Genomic DNA, 22,099 nt, shown 5'->3' with positions numbered 1-22,099 from the left:
CCTGATTTCTGGGCGTGAACGCGTGAAGAACAAGCAGTTGATGACTTCATTAAGAAATAGTGGTTGCACTGCGAAGATAAATTAGTAATATATGCCGCCGTTGCCAAGACAACTGTAAAACGTTAAGGCAGCAAGGAATTATGGGTCGTTAGCTCAGTTGGTAGAGCAGTTGACTTTTAATCAATTGGTCGCAGGTTCGAATCCTGCACGACCCACCATCATTTAAAGAAGATGGTGGATGTAAGGAAGTGAAGGATAACAACGCGCAAGCGTTGGCCCGAAGGGCGAGGCCAGAGGCCGAGTCATCCTGCACGACCCACCATCATTTTGACATTGATGTTGGCACATGATTCCAGCAGTACCGCTTAGCGGGTCGTTAGCTCAGTTGGTAGAGCAGTTGACTTTTAATCAATTGGTCGCAGGTTCGAATCCTGCACGACCCACCATTATTAAAAAATAATGGCGGTAATGGTGAAGTAAAGAATATGCAGTATCTGATGGGTCGTTAGCTCAGTTGGTAGAGCAGTTGACTTTTAATCAATTGGTCGCAGGTTCGAATCCTGCACGACCCACCATCAATTAAGCAGTAAAAAAACACGCAGTACTTGATGGGGCGTTAGCTCAGTGGGTAGAGCAGTTGACTTTTAATCAATTGGTCAAAGGTTCGAGCCGAGCGAAGCGAGACGACAACGCGCAAGCGTTGCCCGGAGGGCGAGGCCAGAGGCCGAGTCAATCCTGCACGACCCACCATCATAAAATTCGCATTAAAAGCAGTAAAAAATCCGCAGTACCCGATGGGTCGTTAGCTCAGTTGGTAGAGCAGTTGACTTTTAATCAATTGGTCGCAGGTTCGAATCCTGCACGACCCACCATCATCTTAACGTTTCGTAATCCTGTAAGACTCACCATAAAACCAATCTTCACCGCCTGGCAAATCGTTAGCGCAGTGGGTAGAGCAGTTGGCTTTTAATCAATGGGTCGCAGGTTCGAGCCGAGCGAAGCGAGACGACAACGCGCAAGCGTTGCCCGAAGGGCGAGGCCAGAGGCCGACTCAATCCTGCACGACCCACCATCATCTTAACGTTTCGCAATCCTGTAAGACTCACCATAAAACCAATCTTCACCGCCTGGCAAATCGTTAGCGCAGTGGGTAGAGCAGTTGACTTTTAATCAATTGATCAAAGGTTCGAGCCGAGCGAAGCGAGACGACAACGCGCCAGCGTTGCCCGAAGGGCGAGGCCAGAGGCCGAGTCAATCCTGCACGACCCACCATCATCTCTCAGCACTTTAATCCTGCACGACTCACGATCATTCCTTCTTCACCATATTTCTCATACCGCATTGCCAAAAGTCTCAGCTTCCCAGTTTTATCTTCTACGCACGCCAAATCACTCCCCTAAACAATTTCTCTTCACCTGATATAATTCCCCGCGACATTGTGTCTTTAATCCGCTATTTTGTTTAGCATATAAAACACAGGCACGCAGGCGATGGGTTCGCCATAGTGCAACCTGACCTGAGAGAATGACATGAGCGACGTGCTGGATTTAAATGTGGATATCTATCCGTTCCCGCCTAAGCCCGCCCCGTTAACTGCGGCGCAAAAGCAAGCCTATCGCGAAAAAATCAAGGCACAGCTGAAACAGCAGAATGCGGTATTGGTGGCGCACTACTACACCGATCCGGATATTCAGTCCCTGGCGGAGGAGAGCGGCGGTTGCATCGCCGATTCGCTGGAGATGGCGCGTTTTGGCAGCCAGCACCCGGCCAACACCTTGCTGGTCGCCGGCGTGCGGTTCATGGGGGAAACCGCCAAAATCCTTAACCCGGAAAAACGGGTGCTGATGCCGACGCTCCAGGCGGAATGCTCGCTGGATCTCGGCTGCCCGGAGGAAGAGTTCGCCGCGTTTTGCGATAGTCACCCTGACCGCACCGTGGTGGTCTACGCCAATACCTCTGCCGCAGTGAAAGCACGGGCTGACTGGGTGGTCACGTCCAGCATTGCCGTGGAGCTGATTGAGCACCTCGACAGCCTGGGGCAGAAGATCCTTTGGGCACCCGACCGGCATCTGGGCAATTACGTCCGCAAGCAGACCGGGGCCGATGTGCTCTGTTGGCAGGGTGCCTGCATCGTACATGATGAGTTTAAAACCCAGGCATTAAGCCGGATGAAAGCGTTGCACCCTGATGCGGCAGTTCTGGTACATCCGGAGTCTCCGCAGGCGGTGGTAGATATGGCAGATGCCGTCGGCTCAACCAGCCAGCTGATTCAGGCGGCACAGCAGCTGCCGCAGCGTAAGCTGATTGTCGCGACCGATCGCGGGATTTTCTACAAAATGCAGCAGGCCTGCCCGGAGAAGGAGTTGTTCGAAGCGCCGACTGCCGGGGAGGGGGCGAGCTGCCGCAGTTGTGCACACTGCCCATGGATGGCGATGAACGGCCTGCAGGCGCTGTCTGAGGCGCTGGAGTGGGGCGGGGCGCAACATGAGATCCACGTCGCCCCTGCGTTGCGTGAGCAGGCGCTGAAGCCGCTGAACCGGATGCTGGCCTTTGCCGCCAACCTGAAAAAGCCGGTTAGCCGCCCGGCCTGAGCCCCAGAACAAAGCCACCTCGTGGTGGCTTTGTTGTCAGTGATGATGGTGGTGATGGGCGTGCGCGGCGGGTGCCTCGTTGATCAGGCAGTCCGGCGTGTCGCAATGCTGGTACTCCATCTGAATCGTGGCATGGCCAATCTTATAGTGGTCCAGCAGGTAATGCTGGATGCTGTGCAGCAGCGCATCATGGTTATGGGGTGGGATCACCTGCACATGCAGGGTCATCAGCCGTTGTTCACCAATCTGCCAGACGTGCACGTGGTGTACATTGCGCACTTCAGGAATGTTGCCGCAGAGATCTTTTTGCAGCGCCGCAATATCAATCTCTTGTGGCGTCCCTTCCAGCAGTTCGTGAAAGCTCTCTTTCAGCAGGCCCCAGGCGCTGCGTAACACCAGGCAGGAAACTAATACCGACAAAATCGGATCGATGGGCGTCCAGCCGGTATAGAGGATGATCAGCGCTGCTGCAATCGCGCCTACTGACCCGAGCAGATCCCCCATCACATGCAGTGCCGCCGCCCGCACGTTGATATTGGCCTCCTCTTCGCCGCGGTGCAGCAACCAGAACGACACCAGGTTCGCCACCAGCCCCGCGATCGCAATCATCATCATGGTACCGCCCAGCACCGGCTGCGGCGACATAAAGCGCTGGATCGCTTCCCACAGAATCAGCAGCACAATCAGCAACAGGGCGGCAGCATTGACAAAGGCCGCCATGGTGGTCAGCCGCAGGTAGCCGAAGGTGTGGCGCGCATTGGGTTTGCGCTGGGCGAAGCGTACCGCCAGCAGCGCCATCAGCAGGGCGGCGGAGTCGGTCAGCATATGGCCGGCATCCGCCAGCAGCGCCAGCGAGCCGGACACCAGCCCGCCGATCACTTCCGCGACCATAAACCCGGCTGTCACCAGAAATGCCCACAGCAGGCGTTTGCTGTTACCCGTGTGCGGGGCGGCATGAGAGTGATGATGAGAGTGAGGCATACAATTTCCTATAATAAATGACGGGCTGACATCACCGGCTGAAGGTGTCATGTTATAACAAAACACCAAATATCAGTGGCTTAAAGAGGAGGTTAGCATAACCTAAGCGGGGCAGGTTGCAAGGGGAGTAAGAAGGGATTACAGGGGCAGAATAAGAAACAGGGGGCAATGCCCCCCGTCTGCTGCGTCACCGGCACATGCCGTCCGGTTATTTGGAGGTCGCGTCAGCTTCGGAAGAGCCTGGGGTCTGGTCTGGGCAGCGGCCATCTTTGCAGATGGTGTCTTTATGCGCTTCGTTGGCATCGGTGCTGCCGGTGGCGGTGCTGGTGTCACCGGTACCTTTATCGATGCTGGTGTTGCCGCTGGCATCCGTGGAACCGGTGTTGATCTTGCTGTTGTCCACATTGGCCGGTGGCAGGTTCTCTTTTGCACCTGGGCTATTCGACTGGTTAGACAGGCCGTTATTCTCCGACGAAGAGCCGCTGTCAGAAGATGAACCAGCAGCCAGCGCTGCGCCACTACCGAAAGCCATGGTTGCGGTCAGAAAAATCAATGCGAGCTTTTTCATAACGTTTTCTCCATTTTATGATGCTGTGAGTCTGATTGAGTGAAACTTTCAAAAGCAGCCTGGCAGGCTACCAGGGCCATGACAGTGCGTTTTCACGATCCTGAATCACTGCGGACAGTGAGCTTTCGGCTAACGTCTTAGCCGGGCGCGCCGGGAAAAACAGGGGCTGCAAGGAGATCGCCTGCGGTCTTTACCGTATTACATGCATACTTTAAGCCTAGATTATAATTTTCAGTTATCAATCAGACATTCGGAAAATGAGGGTGTTAAAGTATGTTTACAGCCGCCGGCAGAGACGATAAATTTAGCCGGATATGCCGCGTGTGCACCTCCTGAATACCGAATGGACCAGCTATGAATTATCAAAACGACGATTTACGCATTAAAGAGATTAAAGAACTCCTGCCGCCGGTTGCCCTGTTAGAGAAATTCCCCGCTACCGATAACGCCGCTGAAACGGTGTCACATGCCCGCAGTGCTATCCATAAGATCCTGAAAGGTAACGATGATCGCCTGCTGGTGGTGATTGGCCCTTGCTCCATTCACGATCCGGACGCGGCCAAAGCCTACGCGGCCCGCCTGCTGGCATTGCGTGAAGAGTTAAAAGGTTCGCTGGAAATTGTAATGCGTGTCTATTTTGAAAAACCGCGTACCACGGTGGGCTGGAAGGGGCTGATTAATGACCCGCAGATGGACGGCAGTTTTCAGATTAATGACGGCCTGCGCCTGGCGCGAAAATTGTTACTGGAGATCAATGACACCGGCCTGCCGGCTGCCGGCGAGTTCCTGGACATGATCACCCCGCAATACCTGGCAGACCTGATGAGCTGGGGTGCCATCGGCGCACGTACCACAGAATCGCAGGTTCACCGTGAACTGGCGTCCGGCCTCTCCTGCCCGGTGGGCTTCAAAAACGGCACCGACGGCACCATTAAAGTGGCGATTGACGCCATCAACGCTGCCGGCGCGCCGCACTGCTTCCTGTCGGTCACCAAATGGGGCCATTCCGCCATTGTTAACACCAGCGGTAATGCGGACTGCCACATCATCCTGCGTGGTGGGAAGGAGCCGAACTACAACGCCGCGCACGTCAGCGAGGTGAAGGCCGGGCTGGAGAAAGCGGGCCTGCCGCCACGCATCATGATCGACTTCAGCCACGCGAACAGCAGCAAGCAGTTCAAGAAGCAGCTGGAAGTGGCCACAGACGTCAGCGGGCAGATTGCCGGCGGTGACGCGAGCATCATGGGCGTGATGATTGAAAGCCATCTGGTGGAAGGCAACCAGAGCCTGGAGAGCGGCGAACCGCTGGTCTATGGCCAGAGCGTGACGGATGCCTGCATCGGCTGGGAAGATACCGAGACCGTGCTGCGCCAGCTGGCTGACGCCGTACAGGCGCGCCGCGGCTAAGCCGGGTGCCGCAGGCATAAAAAAACGGAGCCGAGAGGCTCCGTTTTTGTTTCTGCGTTATCGCGGCAGAAAGATGACTTTTGCGTCAGAAAAATTACTTCGCTTTGCCCTGGTTTGCCACGGCTGCGGCTTTCGCGGCGATCTCGTCGGCATTGCCCAGATAGTAGTGTTTGATCGGCTTGAAGTTTTCGTCGAACTCATACACCAGCGGCACGCCGGTCGGGATGTTCAGCTCGAGGATTTCCTCTTCGCTCATGTTGTCCAGGTATTTCACCAGCGCACGCAGGGAGTTACCGTGGGCAGCAACGATCACACGCTCACCGCTTTCGAGGCGTGGCTTGATCACGTCAGTCCAGTAAGGGATCACGCGGTCGATGGTCAGCGCCAGGCTTTCCGTGGTCGGCAGCTCTTCAGCACGCAGTTTCGCATAGCGCGGGTCGTGACCAGGGAAACGCTCGTCGTCTTTGGTCAGCTCCGGCGGGGTCACCGCGAAGCCGCGACGCCACTGTTTAACCTGCTCGTCGCCATACTTCTGCGCGGTTTCGGCTTTGTCCAGGCCCTGCAACGCCCCGTAGTGACGTTCGTTCAGTTTCCAGGATTTCTCCACCGGCAGCCATGGCTGGTCCAGCTCATCCAGGATGTTCCACAGGGTGTGGATGGCACGTTTCAGTACCGAGGTGTAAGCAAAATCAAAATGGAAGCCTTCCTGTTTCAGCAACTGACCTGCCTGCTTGGCTTCGGTGCGGCCCTTTTCAGAAAGATCGACATCTTTCCAGCCTGTGAAGCGGTTCTCTTTGTTCCACTCACTTTCACCATGTCTCACCAGCACCAGCTTCGTTACAGCCATAGCTAAACTCCTTAATTTCCTGATTTTTAATGATAACAATTATCATTATATTGCCTGACCATCGCGCCGACAATCGGATTGTGCCGCGGTCACCCGCGTCTTTTTCCACCAACCCATTGGCGGGGACAATCTGTTGACCTACACCATAACGAAATTTAGGGCACAAAGAAAATGAAACGCGGCGCAGGGCGCGGCAGGCAGGCGCACGCCCCGCTGATTTCAGTGGTCATCAATGCTTTTTCAGGCACTTACTCATAAAGGTTTTGCGTGCATCGCCGGTGATGTCCTGCTTGTCGGCGTCCTGATTACAGGCCTGCATTTTTAACTGATGGGGCGTCAGTTCTTTCGCCGGGTTGACCTGGGCGGGCAGGCACTGGCTCATGAATTTTTTCCGGTCCTCCCCCTTGAGTGATTGCATGGTGGCCTGCTGTTCGCAGTCGGTCATTTTTTGCTGCTCAGGGTCGCGCAGCACCGAAGAGGGCACGGCGGACGCGTGGCCGGCCGCCAGCGCACTGCCGGTAACCAGCAGGGCAAAGGCACAGCAGCAGAAAGCATTACGCATAGGAACTCCTTGAACGGGAAAGGGCACGTCTTTAAGCGTAGAGGGCAGAAAGGGGGCAAGGCGGGATTTCAGCCGGGAGTGTGCCGGTTCTCACATTTTGTTGCTGAAAAGACACGAAAAAAACGGGAGCAGGGCTCCCGTCAGGGCAGGGTTACAGCGCGAAAAACTGGTACACGGTGGTGGCGCGGTAAGTTTTACCGGGTGCCAGCCAGCAGTCAGGCTGCGGCCATTCCGGGTGGGCCGGGCTGTCGGGCAGGAATTCGCTCTCCAGCGCCACGCCCTGGTAAGCGCTATAGCTGCCGCCGTTGCGGTTTGGTACACCGCTCAGGTAGTTACCGCTGTAGAGCTGCAACGCCGGGGCGGTGGTGAACACGCTCAGTTTTACCTTGTCATCTGATGACCAGAGGTTCGCGGCCGGGCAGTCCAGCGCACCGCTGGAGCGGCGCAGCAGATAGGCGTGGTCATACCCTTTCACCCGTTGCTGGTCGCGATCTTTCAGGAAATCCTGCGCCAGGGTTTTAGGCTGGCGGAAGTCCATGCCGGTGCCGTCCACGGCCGTCAGATCGGCACTCGGGATGCCTTCGCTGTCTACCGGCAGGAAGTGGTCGGCAAAGAGTTGCAGCCGGTGGCGGCGCACATCCGTGCCTTCGCCGTCCAGGTTGAAATAGGCGTGGTTGGTCAGGTTAACCGGGCAAGGCTGGTCAACGGTGGCAGCGTACTCAATCTCCAGCCGGTTATCGTCGGTCAGGTGGTAAGTGACGGTGGCGGTGAGGTTGCCGGGGTAACCCTGGTCGCCATCCGGTGACTGGATCTGGTAACGCAGCTGTGTCTCATCCGCCTCCAGGCAGTGCCAGCGGCGGGCATGGAACCCTTCCGGGCCGCCGTGCAGCTGGTGCGCGCCCTGATTGGCGGCGAGCCGGAACGTTTTGCCGCCATGTTGCAGGCGGGCATTGGCGATGCGGTTGGCGTAACGCCCCACGGTCGCCCCCAGGTAGGCGTCCTGCACCGGGTAGCGATCGGTGGATTCACAGCCCAGCAGCAGCTCGCGCTCGGTGCCGTCTGCCAGCGGCAGCACGGCGGAGAGCCAGGTTGCGCCCCAGTCCATAAAGGTCAGGGTCATGCCGTGGGCATTGCGCAGGGTATGCAGGCGGAACGGCTGGCCGTCCGGTGCCGGGGTCTGGTTCAGCATACGCCCGCCCCCTGCATCGCGCGGCAGACGTAGAAGGTCTCTTTCAGCCCGGTTTTGGCCTGATATTCCCGCGCCACCGTGGCTTTCACTTCGTCTACCAGATCGGCCGGCATCAGCGCGACCACACAGCCGCCGAAGCCGCCGCCGGTCATGCGCACACCGCCGCGCTCACCAATCACCCCTTTCACCATTTCGACCAACGCGTCGATAGGCGGCACGGTGATCTCAAAATCGTCACGCATCGAGGCGTGGGACTCGGCCATCAGCTGGCCCATTTTCTTCAGGTCGCCTGCGGCCAGCGCGTCGGCGGCGGCCAGCGTGCGGTTGTTTTCGGTGATCACATGGCGCGCGCGGCGGGAGACCACCGGGTCAAGCTCGTCGGCGATCGGGAAGAAGATGTCCGGGTTAACGTCGCGCAGCGCCTTGACGCCGAAGAAGCGGGCGGCCACTTCGCACTGTTCGCGACGGGTGTTGTACTCACTGCCCACCAGCCCGCGTTTGACGTTGGAGTTGATGATCACCACCGAGACGTTTTCCGGCATCGGCACTGCACGGGTCTCCAGCGAACGGCAGTCGATCAGCAACGCGTGATCCTGCTTGCCGAGCGCGGAGATCAACTGGTCCATGATGCCGCAATTGCAGCCGACAAACTGGTTTTCCGCTTCCTGGCCGTTCAGCGCCAGTGCCACGCCATCCAGCGGCAGGTTATACAGCGCCTGTATCGCCTGGCCGACCGCCACCTCCAGCGACGCGGAGGAGCTGAGCCCCGCGCCCTGCGGCACATTGCCGCTGATCACCAGATCGGCGCCGCCGAAGCCCGGGCTGCGCTGGTGCAGGTGTTTCACCACCCCACGCACATAGTTGGCCCACGGCAGTTCGTCGCTGCTGAGGATCGGCGCATCGAGGGAGAAGCTGTCCTGCTGGTTGTCATAATCCACCGCCACCACGCGGATCTGGCGGTCATCACGTCTGGCGCAGGCGATCACCGTCTCGTAGTCGATGGCGCACGGCAGCACAAAGCCGTCGTTATAGTCGGTATGCTCGCCGATCAGGTTGACGCGGCCGGGGGCCTTGACGGTCAGCGCGGCCGGGTAACCGAACACCTGCTCAAAAATCTGTTGGGTCGTAGTGGTAAGGCTCATGGGATCACTCCGCGTCACGGTAATGGATGTCACTGACGGCGCGCAGACGCTCAGCGGCCTGTTCAGCGGTCAGGTCACGCTGGGTTTCGGCCAGCATCTCGTACCCGACCATAAATTTGCGCACTGATGCGGAGCGCAGCAGCGGCGGATAGAAGTGTGCATGCAACTGCCAGTGCGCGTGGTCGCCGTCGGTAAACGGCGCGCCGTGCCAGCCCATCGAGTAGGGGAAAGAGCACTGGAACAGGTTGTCATACCGGCTGGTGAGTTTCTTCAGCGCCAGCGCCAGGTCACGGCGCTGGTCGTCCGTGAGGTCAGTCAGGCGCAATACCGGGGCTTTCGGCAGCAGCAGCGTTTCGAACGGCCAGGCCGCCCAGTAAGGCACCACCGCCAGCCAGTGTTCTGTTTCCACCACCGTGCGGCTGCCGTCAGCGAGTTCACGCTGCACATAATCCACCAGCATCGGCGAGCCGTACTGTTGCAGGTAGTCCCGTTGCAGCCGGTCTTCACGCTCCGCCTCATTCGGCAGGAAGCTGTTGGCCCACACCTGGCCGTGCGGGTGCGGATTGGAGCAGCCCATCGCCGCGCCCTTGTTCTCAAACACCTGCACCCACGGGTAGGTTTTGCCCAGTTCGGCGCTCTGTTCCTGCCAGGTTTTCACCACCGCCTCCAGCGCGTCCAGCGAGAGCTGCGGCAAGGTTTTGCTGTGGTCAGGCGAGAAGCAGATCACCCGGCTGGTGCCGCGTGCACCCTGGCAACGCATCAGCGGGTCGTCGCTTTCCGGCGCGGCCGGGGTGTCCGGCATCAGCGCAGCAAAGTCATTGGTGAACACATAGGTGTTCGGGTAATCCGGGTTCACGTCACCGGTCACGCGGGTGTTGCCGGGGCAGAGGAAACAGTCCGGATCGTGGCTGGGTAACGTTTCCAGCGCCGGGGATTCCTGCTGCCCTTGCCACGGGCGTTTGGCACGGTGCGGGGAGACCAGAATCCATTGATCGGTCAGCGGGTTGTAACGGCGATGCGGATGATCAACCGGGTTAAAAATCGACATAACGTAAACATTCCTTAATCCGAACGGCCCTGAGGGTCGCCATCAGGGCATCTGGCCCAGGGGCAAAACAGGGAACAGCAACAGGAAGCGCCGCCTGTCGGCGCATGGGTGTAATCGTTTCCACAGCAAGCCATCACGGCGTCACGCTTTTCTGTCACATAGCGTGCTGAAAGATAGCATGCGTGCGGGCAGGAAAAGGTGATCCAGGCTTAAAAAATGGAATCGCTTACACGGGAAAGCCTAGCATAAGCCCCGGGGAAAAGGCAGCAGGTGTTTGGCTGAAAAAGCGCGGGGCAGGCATTGTGGCCTCAGCAGGCGAACAGGCGGCATAGCGCCGCTGCCGTGAAGTGTAATCGCTTTCACTTAACGGGCAGCCTGAACAAAGGCAAGGGGGCAACCGGTGCCCCTGTGAAATCAGAGGCGTTCAACCGGGTAGCGGTAACTGTCGCCGTCCGGCACAAAACTGAGCCGGTGGGTGATGCACTGCGGCGCGTCCTCCGCGTGGTGCGACACAAACAGCAGCTGCGTGTCGCCCTCGCCAATCAGCACATCAATCCAGCGGCGCACCAGCTGGCGGTTCAGCGGGTCCAGCCCCTGTAACGGCTCGTCGAGAATCAGCAGCGCCGGGTGTTTCACCAGGGCGCGGGCAATCAATGCCAGCCGCTGCTGCCCCCAGGAGAGGCTGTGGAACGGCGCATCGGCCGCTGCGCCATCCAGCCCGAGCAGCGCCAGCCATTGCTGGGTCAGCTGTTGCTGGCGATCGGACGCCGCCTGATAGATGCCGATAGAGTCGAAGAAACCGGAGAGGATCACCGTGCGCACGCTGGCGCTGACCCGGTACTCCAGATGCAGGCTGCTGCTGACGTAGCCGATATGCTTTTTAATGTCCCAGATGGTTTCCCCGCTGCCGCGCCGGCGGCCGAACAGCGTTAAATCGTTGCTGTAGCCCTGCGGATGGTCGCCGGTAATCAGGCTCAGCAGGGTAGATTTGCCCGCGCCGTTCGGCCCGACAATCTGCCAGTGCTCGCCGGGGTTCACCTGCCAGTCGAGGCCGTTAAGAATCGGGCGATCGTTATAAGAGACCACGCCGTGGCGCAGGATAATGCGCGGCTGATCGGGCGGCAGGGTGGGGCGGCGCTGCGGCTCCTCGGTCTCCGGCAGGGCCAGGCCCGCCAGCTGCTCGCTGTGCGCCAGTTGCGCCACCAGCGCCTGGGACATCACCTCTGCGCGGCTGCCGGTGGTGGTGAGGTGGCAATCCGCCAGCACCCCGACCTGCCCGATGAACGGCGGGATCTCATCAAAGCGGTTCAGCACCAGCACCAGCGTAATGCCCTGTTGCGACAGCGTGCCGAGCAGCGTCGCCAGCTGGCCGCGTGACTGCACATCCAGCCCGTCAAACGGCTCGTCGAGGATCAGCAGATCCGGCGCGGCCATCAACGCCTGGCACAGCAGCGTTTTGCGCGTTTCGCCGGTAGAGAGGTATTTGAAGCGGCGCGTCAACAGCGGCGTAATGCCGAACTGCGCGGCCAGTGCCGCACAGCGTGCCGGGTCACGGTGGCTTTCCTGGATAATTTCAGCGGTGGTGCGGCCGGTGTCATCTTCATCGGCGCTCAGCAGGTCGGTGTTGTTGCGCTGCCATTCGTCGCTCACCAGCTTTTGCAGCTGCTCAAACGAGAGGCGGGCAACCCGTTTGAAATCGCTGTGGCGCGTGCCGGCCAGTTGCACCAGCTCCCCGGCCAGTGCGCGCGCCAGCGCCGATTTGCCGCTGCCGTTGGCCCCGACAAACGCCCAGCTCTCCCCGGCATTCAGGCGCAGATCCGGCAGGTGGAGGGTGCGGGTATCGCTCAGGCGGAACAGGCCTTGCGTAATCTGCAATGACGACATGGTGGTATCCCTTATTGTGCAACCAGTTTGGGTTAGGGATAAGCGCCCGGCCGGATGAAGTCAATTGACAAATCTGCAAACTGTTAACGCTGAAAATGCAACTATCTGATAAAGAACCACAATCAGCACAGGGTGGCGACAATCACCTGATCCGGCTGCACCTGCGCGACGACATTCAGGCCCGGCGTCAGCGCCAGCGCGGCGACCTGCGCATTTGGCACAGTGGCGCACAGCGTCTCATCACCGGCAAAGGTCAGCAGCACTTCGCTGCTCTCCTGGCCCGGATGGAGGCGGCTGACCACGCACGCAAACTGGTTGCTGTTGGCCGGGGCCGGGGTGTCGGCCGCCGCCAGCGTCACCCACGGCGCTTTGATCAGCGCCAGCACCTCTTTGCCCGGCTGCAACTGCAACCGGTCGGCGCTCTGCTCCGTCAGGGCCGCCGTCAGCCGGGTCTGCCCGTCCGCCAGCAGCAACTGCACCTGTTGCTGCACATGCTGGTGGCCGCGATCGGTCACGGTGGCGAAAAACTGGTTGCGGGCGCTGGTCTGCAACGAGACGCGCGCCACCGCCGCGAGCAGGCTGTCAAGCGGCAGGGCGTCGTCGTTCAGCACATCAAACGCCTTTTGCTGAATCTGGGTCAGCAGGTCATACAGCTGGATCAGCCGCCGGCCGTAGCGCGTCAGCGTGGCCCCGCCGCCGCCCTTGCCGCCGGTGGCGCGCTCCACCAGCGTCTGCTCACCCAGCTGGTTCATCTCATTGATCGCATCCCAGGCGCTTTTATAGCTGATGCCCGCCAGTTTCGCCCCTTGGCTGATGGAGCCGGTGGCCTGCACCTGTTTCAGCAGGGCGATGCGGCGCGGGTCAGCGAACAGGTGTTGGTCAAGTTTCAGGGTCAGCAAAATTTCAGCATGCATGGCGGCATCCAACAACAGGGAAGTGGAAAAGTAACAGCATAAACAGGATTGTCGCTGATTGAACGCAGTGAGGCAAACCGCGGCGGTTGGTGAATTGCTAACGCCACCGCGTGCGATTGTTGCTATTATCGGGGCAGGACGCGCGCGGCATGTGCCGCATAACGCACAGCTAAGTGAGGCGATTATGTTGGAATTGTTAGAGAGTCTGGCGTTTGCCATCGTGATGGTGCCGGTGGTGATGGCGATTATCCTTGGCCTGATTTATGGGCTGGGTGCGGTGTTTAACGTCTTCTCGAAGGTCGGCCACCCGAAAGAGAGCCGCAACGGCAACACGCATGCCGGTGCCCGCCACTGAATCAACGCCTGACCCCGCCCGGCCCCTGTGCCGGGCTTTTTTATGCCCAGCCTCAAGTTCTGTTTTTCACGGCCGATAAACCGAATGACAAGGTTTGTCATGACGTTATATCCTTCGCTATATAACGTAACCCGGAGAACCCCCTGATGCCCTTGCTGACCAAAAAAAGCCTGCTTGCCCTGACGCTGCTCTCTGCCCTGACTTCACAGGCGCAGGCGGCGGAGAAGATCACCGTGTTTGCCGCCGCATCGCTGACCAATGCGTTGCAGGACATCGCCGTGGCGTACCAGAAAACCCACCCGGTGGAGATCGTCTCTTCTTACGCCTCCTCGTCAGTGCTGGCGCGGCAGATTGAGCAGGGCGCCCCGGCGGATCTCTTTATCTCGGCTGACCAGCAGTGGATGGACTACGCGGTGGCGAAGCAGCAGATCATCACCCCAACCCGTTACACGCTGCTGGGCAACGATCTGGTGCTAATCGCCCCGGCGCAGGCCAACACAGCGAAGGTCACGCTGAATAAACAGACCAACTGGACGTCATTGCTGGCGGGGCAACGGCTGGCAGTGGGCGACCCAGACCATGTCCCGGCCGGGATTTACGCCAAAGAGGCGTTGCAGTCGCTGGGTGCCTGGGCGGCGCTGGAGCCGGAACTGGCGCGCGCCAATAACGTGCGTGCGGCGATGGCGCTGGTGGAGCGCGGCGAAGCGCCTTACGGCATCGTTTACGGTTCCGATGCGGTGGTCAGCGACAAAGTGAAAGTGGCGGGCACTTTCCCGGCTGAAAGCCACAAGCCGGTGGAATACCCGATGGCGATAGTCAAAGATCACCAGACAGCGGCGGTCAGCGCCTTCTATGATTATCTGAAAGGGCCGCAGGCGGCTGCGGTCTTTACACACTATGGATTTACCCCTACCCAGAATGGATCAACCTCACACTGATGATCATGAGCGCGTATGAGTGGCAGGCGGTGCTGCTGAGTTTACAGGTGGCGGGCGTGGCGGTGGTGTGCAGCCTGCCGTTCGGCATCCTGATGGCATGGGTGCTGGTGCGTTGCCGTTTTCCCGGCAAAGCACTGCTCGACAGCCTGATCCACCTGCCGCTGGTGCTGCCGCCGGTGGTGATTGGCTATTTGCTGCTGATCGGCATGGGGCGGCGCGGGCTGATTGGCGGCTGGCTGTATGAGACCTTCGGCATCAGCTTCAGTTTCAGCTGGCGCGGGGCGGCGCTGGCCTCGGCGGTGGTTGCTTTCCCGCTGATGGTGCGCGCCATCCGGCTGGCGCTGGAGGCGATCGACCTGCGGCTGGAGCAGGCGGCGCGCACCCTGGGCGCGTCACCGTGGCGGGTCTTCTTCACGCTGACCCTGCCGCTGTCCCTGCCGGGCATCATTGTCGGTGCCGTGCTGGCCTTCGCCCGTTCGCTGGGCGAGTTCGGCGCGACCATCACCTTTGTTTCCAACATTCCGGGGGAGACCCGCACCCTGCCGCTGGCGATGTACACCCTGATTGAGACGCCGGGCGCGGAAGCGGCGGCGGCGCGGCTTTGTGTGATTGCGATTGTGCTGTCGCTGGGCGCACTGCTGCTCTCGGAGTGGCTGGCGCGCTGGAGCCAACGGCGGCTGGGGGCCTGATGCTGGAACTCGATCTGACGCAACAGCTCGGCGATTTAACGCTGTCGGTGCAGGCCACGCTGCCCGCGCAGGGCATCACCGCCATTTTCGGCCTCTCCGGGGCCGGCAAAACCTCCTTGATCAATGTGATTGGCGGCCTGACGCGCCCCGATCGCGGCCACATCCGGCTTAACGGCCGCGTGCTGGTGGACACCGCCAACGGCCAGTGGCTGCCGCCGGAAAAACGCCGCATCGGTTACGTTTTTCAGGATGCGCGGCTGTTCCCGCACTACCGGGTACGCGGCAACCTGACCTACGGCATGCCGCCTGCCCAGCGCGCGCAGTTCGACACCGTCGTCGCGCTGCTCGGCATCGAGCCATTGCTGGAGCGGCACCCGAACACCCTGTCCGGCGGCGAGAAGCAGCGGGTGGCGATTGGCCGGGCGCTGCTGACCGGGCCGGAGATGCTGCTGATGGATGAGCCGCTGGCCTCACTGGACTTGCCGCGCAAACGTGAGCTGATGCCCTACCTGGAGCGGCTGGTGCGGGACGTCAAACTGCCGGTGCTTTACGTTACCCACAGCATGGATGAGCTGCTGCGGCTGGCGCAGAACGTATTGATGCTCGATCAGGGGCAGGTGCGCGCCGTCGGGCCGCTGGAGGAAGTCTGGGCCAGCAGCGCACTGCGGCCATGGCTGCCGAAAGAGGAGCAGAGCAGCGTGTTGCCGGTGACGGTGCTGGAGCACCACCCGCGTTACGCCATGAGCGCCCTGAGCCTCGGCGACCAGCATTTGTGGGTCAATCGGGTAGAGGCGGCGGTAGAGTCGCCGCTGCGCATCCGCGTGCAGGCGGCCGATGTGTCGCTGGCGCTGCAACCGCCCACCGGCAGCAGTATCCGCAACATCCTGCGCGCCAAAGTGCTGGAGTGCCTTGAAGTCAGCGATCAGGTGGAAGTCAAACTGGCGGTGGGTGAACAGGTACTCTGGGCGCGCATCTCCCCCTGGGCGCGGGACGAGTTACAGATAAAGCCGGGGATGTGGCTCTACGCGCAGATTAAAAGCGTGTCGATTTCCGGTTAGGAAGGGGGCGGCCACCGCGGCCGCCCGGGGAGTTACTGCAAAATCTCTTTGGTGATCACCTTTGCGATGCCCGGCTCCTCATTGGTGCCGATAACCAGGGCGGCGCGCTCTTTGATGTAGTCGTCAGCGTTGCCCATCGCCACACCCAGCCCGGCGGTCTCCAGCATCGAGAGATCGTTATAGTTGTCACCAAACGCCAGCACATCCTTCATGGTCATGCCCTGCGCTTCCACCCACGCCTGCAGGCGTTTGCCTTTGCTGTTGCCGCCTTTGGCCACGTCCACCTGATCGTGCCATGACCATTCACACGCCAGCCCCAGTTTTTCTTCAACTTCTACGGTAAAGGCTTTCAGCGCCTTCAGATCCGGGTGGGTGGTGGCAAATTTCCAGATGGCGTCCGCCTCCTGGGCCGCCTCGCGCAGGCTGTTGACCTGCAAAATCGTCGGGCGCTGCCCTTCCGGCAGCGTCTCCGCCCACGCCAGCGAACGCAGCACATGGTCGGTCGGTCGTTCATACAGCATCGCATTGTCCACATAGAGCATGCCGTGAATCTCGGAGCTATCAAGCAGGGTGATCACCTCCTGCGCCAGATCTTCGCGCAGCGGGTCGGACGCCAGCACCTTTTTGTTCTGGTAGTCATACAGGTAGGTGCCGTTACAGCAGATGGCCGGGGTATCGAGCTTCAGCGCCTGATAAAACGGGTGGATGGCGACATGGTGGCGGCCGGTCACGACCAGCACCTTCACGCCCTGTTCACGGGCGGCCTGAATCGCTTTCAGGGATTCCGGGAGAATACGTTTTTGACGGTCAAGCAGCGTGCCGTCGAGATCGAGCGCAATTACGCGATAGGTCATAGCGGGTCTCTTTATCGAAAGTGAATAAAAGTCAGCCTGTTCAGAAGATAGTACACGCGAACGCCGCACGGGGAAAACGCACACGGCACTTTGCGGCGGGCGGCTGAATGGTTATGGTAGAAGGATTACTGACAACGTACATTGACTTACGCCACCCATGCTGCCCGTTGCGGCAGCTGTAAAAGGAGAGACCATGAAGCAAGTCGTCTATGTCGCCAGCCCGGACAGCCAGCAGATCCACGCCTGGCAGCTCGCCGGTGACGGCACGCTCACCCTGTTGCAGACCGTTGATGTGCCCGGCCAGGTACAGCCGATGGTGCTGCGCCCGGACAACCGTTTCCTGTACGTCGGCGTGCGCCCGGCGTTCGGCGTGGTGAGCTACCGCATCGCCGATGACGGTAAACTGGAGCAGGCCGGTATGGCCCCGCTGCCGGGCGGCCCGACCCATCTGGAGACCGATTTGCAGGGGCGCTTCCTGTTCGCCGCCTCCTACAGCGGCAACTGCGTCAGCATCAGCCCGATAGGCCAGGACGGCGTGGTGCAGGCCGCCAGCCAGACGCTGGAGAACTTACAGGCGCCGCACTCCGCCAATATCTCACCGGACAACCAGCTGCTGCTGATCCCCTGCCTGAAAGAGGATCGCATCCGCCTGTTCGATCTGGCGCAGGACGGCACCGCCACCCCGCACCAGCCGGAAGCGCTCTCTGCGGCAGAAGGGGCCGGGCCGCGCCATATGGCATTCCACCCGAACCACCGCGTGGTCTATTGCGTTAACGAGCTGAACAGCAGCGTGGACGTCTACCAGCAGGATGGGCAGGGCGGCTACCGTCAGGTGCAGTCCCTTAACGCAATGCCGGACGATTTTGCCGACACCCGCTGGGCGGCGGACATCCACATCACGCCGGATGGACGTTTCCTCTACACCACCGACCGCACCGCCAGCCTGCTGAGCGTGTTCCAGGTATCGGAAGACGGCAGCGTGCTGACGCTGGCGGGCCACCACCCGACCGAAACCCAGCCGCGCGGCTTCAACATCGACCACAGCGGCCGGTACGTGATCACCGCCGGGCAGAAATCCGCCGGGATTGAAGTGGCGAAAATCGACCAGGCGACCGGCGCGCTGAGCACGCTGGCCCGCTACGACGTCGGCCAGGGCCCGATGTGGGTCACCATCCTCGACCTCGACAAGCAATATTCGTCGATTGAGTAAGGCGTCCTGCCCTATAAAAAAGCCGGCCCCTGGGGGCCGGCTTTTTACATGGAACACGCACTCAGTTAAACGTCACCGTTAAACTGGCGTTGCCGAGGCTGTGGTGGTGCAGGTTAAAACCGAGCATCGCGCCGCTGGTGTTGTCATCGACGTCGAGGTGGTCAACGTCCAGCGCGTGTACGGTGAACTGGTAGCGGTGGGTTTCGGTTTTCGGCGGGGCTGCGCCGCCGTAACCGGCTTTGCCGAAGTCGGTGCGGGTCTGCACCGCGCCCGCAGGCAGGCCGCCTTTGCCGGAACCGGCGCCGGTGGCGAGTTCACGCACGTCAGCCGGGATGTTAGCGACACCCCAGTGCCACCAGCCGGAGCCGGTCGGGGCGTCCGGGTCATACACCGTGATGGCGAAACTTTTGGTGCCTTCCGGCACGCCGTCCCAGGCCAGGTGCGGGGAAAGGTTCTCGCCGCTGTAGCCCATGCCGTTAAAGACCTGCTGCTGCGGCATTTTGTCGCCGTCTTTCAGATCGTTGCTGCGTAATGTAAATGCCATGTGGTCCCCTGAAACAAAGTGGTAAAAAGCGGCACCCGGTGCCGCCCCAGGCAGGGATCTCTACCCTATACGTTCAACTTTTTCAATAACATCTGGGCGGTGGCCGCCGAGGAACCGGGGTTCTGGCCGGTCACCAGATGGCCGTCATCGATGACGTAACTTTTCCAGTCCGCCTCTTTGCTGTACTCGCCGCCCATGCGCTTCAGTTCATCTTCCACCAGGTGCGGCACAATTTTGGTCAGGCCTACTGCGTCCTCTTCGCTGTTGCTGAAGCCGGTCACGCGCTTGTCCTGCACCAGCGGGGTGCCGTCCGGTTTTTCGGCATTGCGCAGCACAATCGGTGCATGGCAGACCGCCGCCACCGGTTTCCCGGCCGCGTAGAGGGTGTTGATGATCATGATCGATTTACGGTCATCCACCAGATCCCACAGCGGGCCGTGGCCGCCGGGGTAGAACACCGCGTCATACTCATTGGCGTTGATCGCGTCCAGGGTCAGGGTGTTCGCCAGCACCTGTTGCGCCGCGTCATCCTTGCGGAAGCGTTCGGTGTGCGCGGTCTGGGCGTCCGGCTCATCGCTTTTTGGGTCAAGCGGCGGCTGGCCGCCTTTGGGGGAGGCGACAGTGACCTCCGCGCCCGCATCGATAAACTCATAATAGGGGGCGGCGAACTCCTCCAGCCAGAAGCCGGTTTTTTTGCCGGTGTCACCCAGTTGGTCGTGTGACGTCAGAATCATCAGAATTTTCATCTTTCCTCCTCATCTAAGGGGTAGCAGAAATTACGCGTCATCCCCTACGCGAACCACCACTTTGCCGAAGTTTTTGCCTTCCAGCAGGCCAATCAGCGCCTGCGGGGCGTTCTCCAGCCCGTCCGTGATGTCTTCACGGAAATTAATTTTGCCCGCCTTGAACCACTCGCCCATCTGTGTGGCGAACTCCGGGTAACGGTGGCCGTAGTCATCGAAAATAATAAAACCCTGCATCCGCAGGCGCTTGCGCAGAATCAGCCCTGCCAGCTGCGGCAGGCGATCCGGGCCATCCGGCAGGCCGGTGGCGTTATACTGCGCCACCACGCCGCACACCGGGATGCGCGCCTTGCTGTTGAGCAGCGGCATCACCGCGTCAAACACTTTGCCGCCGACATTCTCATAATAGACGTCAATGCCGTCCGGGCAGGCAGCCTTTAACTGTGCCTCGAAATCGTCAGCCCGGTGGTCGATGCAGGCATCAAAGCCGAACTGTTCCAGGGCGTAGCGGCACTTCTCTTCGCCCCCGGCGATGCCGACAGCGCGGCAGCCTTTGAGTTTGGCAATCTGCCCGACCATCGAGCCGACCGGCCCGGTGGCCGCGGCCACCACCACGGTTTCACCCGGCTGCGGATTGCCGATGTCCAGCAGCCCCATGTAGGCGGTGAAGCCCGGCATCCCGAGCACGCCCAGCGCCAGCGACGGGTGGTTTGCGATGTGGTCAGCCAGCTTCTGCACCTTGTCGCCCGGCATCACGCTGTAATCCTGCCAGCCGGTAGTGCCGAGCACCCAGTCGCCCTCCTGGAAATTGGGGTGGCGCGAGGCAACCACTTTCGAGACTGCGCCGCCGGTCATCACCTCATTGATCTGCACCGGCGCGGCGTAGGAGGGGGCATCGCTCATGCGGCCGCGCATGTACGGGTCAAGCGAGAGGTAGACCGTGCGCAGCAGCACCTCACCCTCTGCCGCCTCGGGGATCGGGTGCTGTTCCAGACGGAAATTATCGGCAGTGGGCGCGCCCTGCGGGCGTGACGCCAGAACCAGTTGACGGTTTACGCTGTTGCTTTGACTCATCACTCACTCCTGTTCGCGGGAAAAGGAACACCATCCCTAAGTATAGGCATGAGTTCTTAGGATTTTATGCGGTGACGGCGACGCGCGTGGCGGAATGGGTAAGAAGCGGGACAGGGCGGGCAGGAGGCAGGGCAAAAAAAGGGGAAGCGTGCCCGCTTCCCCAGGCCGTTACGCCAGCGCGGAGGCGATGGCACGGGTCAGGCGCGTCAGCTGTTCCGGGGTGATGATGTAGGGTGGCATCAGGTAAATCAGCTTGCCGAACGGCCGGATCCAGACCCCCTGTTCCACAAAGTGGCGTTGCAGCCGCGCCATCTCCACCGGCGCGTGCAGCTCCACCACGCCAATCGCCCCCAGCACCCGCACCGCAGCCACCGCCGGGTGGGCGGCCAGCGGCATCAGCTCCGCGTTGAGCTGGGTTTCAATCGCCGCGACCTGCGCCTGCCAGCGGTTTTCCGCCAGCAGCGCCAGGCTGGCCCCGGCCACCGCACAGGCCAGCGGGTTGCCCATAAAGGTCGGGCCGTGCATAAAGCAGCCCGCCGCGCCGTTGCTGATGGTCTCCGCCACTTGCCGGGTGGTGAGCGTAGCGGAGAGCGTCATGTAGCCGCCGGTCAGCGCCTTGCCGAGGCAGAGAATATCGGGCGTGATACCGGCATGTTCACAGGCAAACAGTTTGCCGGTGCGGCCGAAGCCGGTGGCGATCTCGTCGGCAATCAGCAAAATACCGTGCTGGTCACACAGCGCCCGCACCGCCTTCAGGTAGTCCGGGTGGTAGATGCGCATCCCGCCCGCGCCTTGTACCACCGGCTCCAGGATCACCGCCGCGATCTCCGTGGCGTGTTGCGCCAATAGCTGTTCAAACGGCGCGATGTCCGCGGCGTCCCACGCTTCATCAAACCCACACTGCGGCGCCTCGGCAAACAGGTGATGCGGCAGATAACCCTGATACAAACTGTGCATCGAGTTTTCCGGGTCACACACCGCCATCGCGCCGAAGGTGTCGCCATGGTAGCCGCGTTTCAGCGTCAACACGCGTTGGCGCGTTTCGCCGCGCGCCTGCCAGTACTGCATCGCCATCTTCAGCGCCACTTCCACCGCCACTGAGCCGGAATCGGCCAGGAATACGCACTCCAGCGCCGCCGGGGTGATCGCCACCAGCTGGCGGCAGAGCGCCACGGCGGCCGGGTGGGTAATGCCGCCAAACATCACATGGGCCATCTGGCCGAGCTGCGCCGTGGCCGCCGCATTCAGCGCCGGGTGGTTATAGCCGTGGATCGCCGCCCACCACGAGGACATGCCGTCCACCAGCGTGCGGCCGTCGGCCAGCGTCAGTTCCACGCCCTGCGCAGACACCACCGGGTAGCAGGGCAACGGGGTGGTCATCGAGGTGTAAGGGTGCCAGATGTGGCGTTGGTCAAAAGCAAGATCGTCGTGCGTCATCAAACAGTTCCGGCAAAAGCGGTAAACCATAAAGTCTATATAAAGTTTACCGTAAACTAAAGTG

The 22,099-nt window shown here is 60.6% G+C and carries 21 protein-coding genes, 4 tRNA genes and 3 other RNA genes; 14 read left to right on the top strand and 14 right to left on the bottom strand.

Features of this window, described 5'->3' with window-relative positions; genetic code table 11:
• The first annotated feature begins 142 nt into the window (after positions 1-142).
• The 8 genes from CYR55_RS19620 to nadA all read left to right on the top strand — a co-directional run bounded on the left by CYR55_RS19620 (position 143) and on the right by nadA (position 2,591).
• Positions 143-218: transfer RNA gene (locus CYR55_RS19620), tRNA-Lys, on the top strand.
• Positions 219-370: 152 nt separating this feature from the next.
• Positions 371-446: transfer RNA gene (locus CYR55_RS19615), tRNA-Lys, on the top strand.
• Positions 447-499: 53 nt separating this feature from the next.
• A tRNA-Lys gene (locus CYR55_RS19610) sits at positions 500-575 on the top strand.
• Positions 576-617: 42 nt separating this feature from the next.
• Positions 618-750, top strand: a non-coding RNA gene (locus CYR55_RS19605) — RtT sRNA.
• A gap of 46 nt (positions 751-796) precedes the next feature.
• Positions 797-872 (top strand) — tRNA-Lys (locus CYR55_RS19600).
• Between the two features lie 67 nt (positions 873-939).
• Positions 940-1,072, top strand: a non-coding RNA gene (locus CYR55_RS23635) — RtT sRNA.
• A 67-nt stretch (positions 1,073-1,139) separates the two neighbouring features.
• A non-coding RNA gene (locus tag CYR55_RS19590) (RtT sRNA) lies at positions 1,140-1,272 on the top strand.
• 257 nt (positions 1,273-1,529) lie between these two features.
• Positions 1,530-2,591 (top strand): quinolinate synthase NadA, encoded by a 1,062-nt coding sequence (nadA, locus tag CYR55_RS19585; protein WP_101818036.1) that lies wholly within the window; start codon positions 1,530-1,532, stop codon positions 2,589-2,591.
• Between the two features lie 36 nt (positions 2,592-2,627).
• Here the strand turns inward: nadA and zitB are convergent, their stop codons facing one another.
• A complete protein-coding gene (zitB, locus tag CYR55_RS19580; protein WP_101818035.1) occupies positions 2,628-3,572 on the bottom strand; it encodes a CDF family zinc transporter ZitB in 945 nt (314 codons plus the stop codon).
• A 208-nt stretch (positions 3,573-3,780) separates the two neighbouring features.
• On the bottom strand, positions 3,781-4,140 hold the full coding sequence (locus CYR55_RS19575) for a protein YbgS (RefSeq protein WP_101818034.1): 360 nt from the start codon (positions 4,138-4,140) through the stop codon (positions 3,781-3,783).
• 354 nt (positions 4,141-4,494) lie between these two features.
• Between CYR55_RS19575 and aroG the strand changes: the two genes are divergently transcribed.
• Entirely contained in the window at positions 4,495-5,547 is a 1,053-nt protein-coding gene (gene aroG / locus CYR55_RS19570; RefSeq protein WP_101818033.1) for a 3-deoxy-7-phosphoheptulonate synthase AroG, read from the top strand.
• A gap of 94 nt (positions 5,548-5,641) precedes the next feature.
• Here the strand turns inward: aroG and gpmA are convergent, their stop codons facing one another.
• The 7 genes from gpmA to modE form a co-directional block, all read right to left on the bottom strand.
• On the bottom strand, positions 5,642-6,394 hold the full coding sequence (gpmA, locus tag CYR55_RS19565) for a 2,3-diphosphoglycerate-dependent phosphoglycerate mutase (RefSeq protein WP_101818032.1): 753 nt from the start codon (positions 6,392-6,394) through the stop codon (positions 5,642-5,644).
• 229 nt (positions 6,395-6,623) lie between these two features.
• The gene (locus CYR55_RS19560) at positions 6,624-6,956 is read right to left on the bottom strand and encodes a PsiF family protein (RefSeq protein WP_101818031.1); all 333 of its coding nucleotides are present in this window, start codon (positions 6,954-6,956) and stop codon (positions 6,624-6,626) included.
• Positions 6,957-7,107: 151 nt separating this feature from the next.
• Entirely contained in the window at positions 7,108-8,145 is a 1,038-nt protein-coding gene (gene galM, locus CYR55_RS19555; protein WP_101818030.1) for a galactose-1-epimerase, read from the bottom strand.
• A complete protein-coding gene (galK, locus tag CYR55_RS19550; protein ID WP_101818029.1) occupies positions 8,139-9,287 on the bottom strand; it encodes a galactokinase in 1,149 nt (382 codons plus the stop codon). Before galK ends, galM begins: the two co-directional genes overlap by 7 nt.
• A gap of 4 nt (positions 9,288-9,291) precedes the next feature.
• Positions 9,292-10,335, bottom strand: coding sequence for a galactose-1-phosphate uridylyltransferase (gene galT, locus CYR55_RS19545; RefSeq protein WP_101818028.1), 1,044 nt, complete (start codon positions 10,333-10,335; stop codon positions 9,292-9,294).
• Between the two features lie 414 nt (positions 10,336-10,749).
• Positions 10,750-12,219, bottom strand: a complete 1,470-nt coding sequence (gene modF / locus CYR55_RS19540) for a molybdate ABC transporter ATP-binding protein ModF (protein WP_101818027.1) — start codon at positions 12,217-12,219, stop codon at positions 10,750-10,752.
• 122 nt (positions 12,220-12,341) lie between these two features.
• The gene (gene modE, locus CYR55_RS19535; protein WP_101818026.1) at positions 12,342-13,133 is read right to left on the bottom strand and encodes a molybdenum-dependent transcriptional regulator; all 792 of its coding nucleotides are present in this window, start codon (positions 13,131-13,133) and stop codon (positions 12,342-12,344) included.
• A gap of 184 nt (positions 13,134-13,317) precedes the next feature.
• On the opposite strand from modE, the gene CYR55_RS19530 reads away from it, so the two are divergent.
• From CYR55_RS19530 to modC, 4 genes are all read left to right on the top strand, one after another.
• Entirely contained in the window at positions 13,318-13,488 is a 171-nt protein-coding gene (locus CYR55_RS19530; RefSeq protein WP_101818025.1) for an AcrZ family multidrug efflux pump-associated protein, read from the top strand.
• Between the two features lie 146 nt (positions 13,489-13,634).
• On the top strand, positions 13,635-14,426 hold the full coding sequence (modA, locus tag CYR55_RS19525) for a molybdate ABC transporter substrate-binding protein (RefSeq protein ID WP_101818024.1): 792 nt from the start codon (positions 13,635-13,637) through the stop codon (positions 14,424-14,426).
• Positions 14,426-15,115: a molybdate ABC transporter permease subunit gene (modB, locus tag CYR55_RS19520; protein WP_101818023.1), complete on the top strand. Its 690-nt coding sequence runs from the start codon at positions 14,426-14,428 to the stop codon at positions 15,113-15,115. The genes modA and modB overlap by 1 nt, the downstream gene beginning before the upstream one ends.
• Positions 15,115-16,173 carry a molybdenum ABC transporter ATP-binding protein ModC gene (modC, locus tag CYR55_RS19515; RefSeq protein ID WP_101818022.1) on the top strand — a complete coding sequence of 353 codons (1,059 nt, stop codon included), beginning with the start codon at positions 15,115-15,117 and terminating at the stop codon, positions 16,171-16,173. The genes modB and modC overlap by 1 nt, the downstream gene beginning before the upstream one ends.
• Positions 16,174-16,205: 32 nt before the next feature.
• Here the strand turns inward: modC and CYR55_RS19510 are convergent, their stop codons facing one another.
• Complete coding sequence (locus tag CYR55_RS19510; protein ID WP_101818021.1) at positions 16,206-17,027, bottom strand: pyridoxal phosphatase; 822 nt, start codon at positions 17,025-17,027, stop codon at positions 16,206-16,208.
• A gap of 193 nt (positions 17,028-17,220) precedes the next feature.
• Between CYR55_RS19510 and pgl the strand changes: the two genes are divergently transcribed.
• Complete coding sequence (gene pgl / locus CYR55_RS19505; RefSeq protein ID WP_101818020.1) at positions 17,221-18,237, top strand: 6-phosphogluconolactonase; 1,017 nt, start codon at positions 17,221-17,223, stop codon at positions 18,235-18,237.
• A 61-nt stretch (positions 18,238-18,298) separates the two neighbouring features.
• On the opposite strand, the gene CYR55_RS19500 is transcribed toward pgl, so the two are convergent.
• From CYR55_RS19500 to bioA, 4 genes are all read right to left on the bottom strand, one after another.
• Positions 18,299-18,781 (bottom strand): kinase inhibitor, encoded by a 483-nt coding sequence (locus CYR55_RS19500; protein WP_101818019.1) that lies wholly within the window; start codon positions 18,779-18,781, stop codon positions 18,299-18,301.
• A 65-nt stretch (positions 18,782-18,846) separates the two neighbouring features.
• The gene (locus CYR55_RS19495; protein ID WP_101818018.1) at positions 18,847-19,527 is read right to left on the bottom strand and encodes a type 1 glutamine amidotransferase domain-containing protein; all 681 of its coding nucleotides are present in this window, start codon (positions 19,525-19,527) and stop codon (positions 18,847-18,849) included.
• Between the two features lie 30 nt (positions 19,528-19,557).
• On the bottom strand, positions 19,558-20,598 hold the full coding sequence (locus CYR55_RS19490) for an NADP-dependent oxidoreductase (RefSeq protein WP_101818017.1): 1,041 nt from the start codon (positions 20,596-20,598) through the stop codon (positions 19,558-19,560).
• A gap of 168 nt (positions 20,599-20,766) precedes the next feature.
• Positions 20,767-22,035, bottom strand: coding sequence for an adenosylmethionine--8-amino-7-oxononanoate transaminase (gene bioA, locus CYR55_RS19485; RefSeq protein ID WP_101818016.1), 1,269 nt, complete (start codon positions 22,033-22,035; stop codon positions 20,767-20,769).
• Positions 22,036-22,099 lie beyond the last annotated feature (64 nt).

It is taken from the genome of Chimaeribacter californicus (assembly GCF_002858675.1).
GTDB lineage: Bacteria > Pseudomonadota > Gammaproteobacteria > Enterobacterales > Enterobacteriaceae > Chimaeribacter > Chimaeribacter californicus.
The sequence above is the reverse complement of the archived record's forward strand: the minus strand, read 5'-3'. Positions and strand labels throughout refer to the sequence as shown.